The 2,487-nt window shown below is 56.6% G+C and carries 4 protein-coding genes; all 4 read right to left on the bottom strand.

The genetic code is table 11. The annotated features are described in order from the left end of the window. Positions 1-125: DUF1670 domain-containing protein (locus HPY90_RS16285; RefSeq protein ID WP_353733694.1), on the bottom strand; the 125-nt coding region annotated here is incomplete at its 3' end. 233 nt (positions 126-358) lie between these two features. Continuing rightward, positions 359-766, bottom strand: coding sequence for an ISAs1 family transposase (locus HPY90_RS15815; protein ID WP_353733693.1), 408 nt, complete (start codon positions 764-766; stop codon positions 359-361). A gap of 28 nt (positions 767-794) precedes the next feature. After that, positions 795-2,141 (bottom strand): ISAs1 family transposase, encoded by a 1,347-nt coding sequence (locus tag HPY90_RS15810; RefSeq protein ID WP_287195931.1) that lies wholly within the window; start codon positions 2,139-2,141, stop codon positions 795-797. A 14-nt stretch (positions 2,142-2,155) separates the two neighbouring features. Continuing rightward, a partial coding sequence (locus HPY90_RS15805; protein WP_287195930.1) for a prepilin peptidase occupies positions 2,156-2,487 on the bottom strand: 332 nt, incomplete at its 5' end.

Below are 2,487 nucleotides of genomic sequence, written 5' to 3'. Positions count from 1 at the left end.
ACCACCACGCCGGGGTGCTCCTTTAGCAAAGTCTGCACGGATTTGGTAGAGAGGCCCAATAGCAGGGCCAAATCCGGTTGGTTTAAAGTAGCCCCCTGGGACCTGGCCTGGGTGGCCAGGCGCAACAGTCTCGCTAGGGATGAGTCAAAGTCCTGGGAATAAATAAGTCAACCGGTCACGGGCAAAGCTAAACTACCCATGCGAGCTCCAACATCACGCAACCCGCTCATTATCTTTGGGGCGGGAGGGCGGGCAAAATAAAATAACGAGGCTGAATGAGCGCGCTACAATACTTCCCACATCCATTCGAGACGATGGGGAGACGGGACGTTGATATAAGGCAAAAAATTTTTAACAGTTAGAGCCCGACCAGTTGCAAGGTGCGCTCCGGGTGAAAACAGTTCTTTCGCAGCGATCCGGCAATGCTGTGCAGGCCGTTTAAGTGCAGCAGGCTGATGGCCGTGTTGCGCAGGCTGGCCAGCACCCGGGGCCCGGCGCCGGTTCGGACCTGGGAGCGGTCTTCATCGTAGACCACATCCCTTACCCAGTGCAGGGAGTTTTCAATCTCCCAGTGTCCGCGGGAGAGTTTCAGAAGGGTTTTCGCATTGGCTTTTTCAGGGGTGAGGCTGGTAATTCCATAAGCGATCTCGAAACTACAAGCGCCTGTTTTAATATTCGTGCGGCTCCGTTCGATACGAAATACCTGGCCTACGTGGGGGAAATTGACGTAATCGTTAATCATGGCGCTTGATGCGATCTTGCGGATCTCGATCCTGCCGTGGCCGTGGTCGCGCTCAGTTGCCCTGAGGGGGAAAATCTTCTTCTGCCAGGCCTTTGATATCTTTGAGCAAGGTTTCCTGGTTCTCCTTGACGAAGAACAGGTAGTCGGCCTTTTTCTCCTCGACGAGGAAGTTGGCGTGATCGATCTGGGTGTGCATGGCGTCAGCCGTGACCACCTTGCCCTTCAGGTCGAGCGGTTCGAGAAGGGGCTTGAAGGCGGTGATCTCGTTGCTCTTGGTATCGACCTGCCGCTGGGCGATCACGACCTTCTCGTGATGCACCAGGGCCGCCAGCAGATGCACCTGTCTGCCGTCTGAATCTCTGGCTCCCTTCAGGGTCTTGCCGTCGACGGCGACGGCCTGCATGGAGAGGGACTGTTTCGCCAGCCACTGCCCGAGGGCGCGGTCAACCTCGTCGGGGTCGATACCCTGGAGCTTCCTGCGGATGGTGGGTTCGCTGGGAGCAATGTAGCGACCCGTATCCGGATGCCTGCGGCAGTGAAACCGGCGCAGGAGGTCCTGGGAAAGGGACGCCGCCCACTGGCTGATGGCGGCGTAGCTTCTCATGCCGGCCAGGCAGGCGCAAGTTGCGATGGCCAGGATGGAAGCCTGGGAGTGCCTGATTCCTCTCAATTTGCGGGGGTCGGTAATCTGCGCCAGGGCCTTGAGCAGGCCGTTTTCGCCTTCAACATCAACGTTGTTGAGGTCGAGCATGGGTTCATCTCCTCCCTCGATCTCCGGCGCCAGGAACGGAGCGGATAAGATGTGAGCGGCCTTGCGGCAGAGCGGGTAGACCAGGATGCTTTTGGGGGCGCCGTGATAGTAGTAGCGGCGGGCGTTCCTGCCATAACCGAGGGTCTGGCCGAGCAGGCTCCAGCCGGCGGCCCTGTAGCAGGTCCCGGTGAAGCGTTCGTGATCGACAAAAGTTTCTACAAGTAGGATGGGGTAGCCGAATACCGACTGCCAATCAGACGACAGTCTCTTAACGTTCATGGCGAGGGTCTTGGAGGCGAGGTTTTTGATCCTCACGCCGGGCAGGATCAGGAAACGGATGTTATTGGCGACGTATTTCAGGCGGGAGAACTGCTGCTCCGGCGACCAACCGATCCAGCGATCACGGGGCTTGCACTTGAAAGCGGCGCTGCCCCAGCCGAGCAGCGCCACCCATTCGCCGTTCAGAATGGCGACATATTTAAGTGAGTTTCCGGGTAGTTTCTGAAATCCAAGGTAATGGTGGGTAGACATCAGATGGTTCCAAGCGGTCTGTTCGCCTGGCAGGATTGGACGGACGACCAATGAGTCCAAGGCCGGGCTTGAATTCAGTTTGGCGTTCGGTTCATGCTGGCTGTAAGTGTTGTTCATGAAACCATTTTAGATCATCTTTTCCAAAAAGACCAGCGCGAATTTCTATGAACCGTCACGCCTGATTCTTCAACTACTTTGACGTAACCCTGCACACCCCCCAGGGCAGCGGTGATCCTGTTAAGGAGCTTGCGGGAGTAGTAAAAGAAAGCATATATCGAGAAGATTAAGAGACCGCTTATTAAAAGCCGGTGCTGCGCCCCGGCCGCCGCCAGCACCGCACCCAAGGCTATAAAGGGAAAAACGTGCCGGTTGTAAATAAGGCGCTCCCTTATATCGGTGTAGCAGGTTATGGCCGCCAGCACAACCGCGGCAGCTGTATTCAAATCCAGGGAAGGCAAAAAAA

Origin of the sequence: Syntrophothermus sp., from assembly GCF_013314835.1 — a bacterium.
Lineage (GTDB): Bacteria > Bacillota > Syntrophomonadia > Syntrophomonadales > Syntrophothermaceae > Syntrophothermus > Syntrophothermus lipocalidus.
Note: the sequence above shows the minus strand (reverse complement) of the source record. Positions and strands in the feature narration are given on the sequence as shown.

Excerpts from the sequence above, each read along its gene's own strand:
- HPY90_RS15810 (WP_287195931.1), bottom strand. The coding sequence starts at position 2,141 with ATGAACAACACTTACAGCCAGCATGAACCGAACGCCAAACTGAATTCA.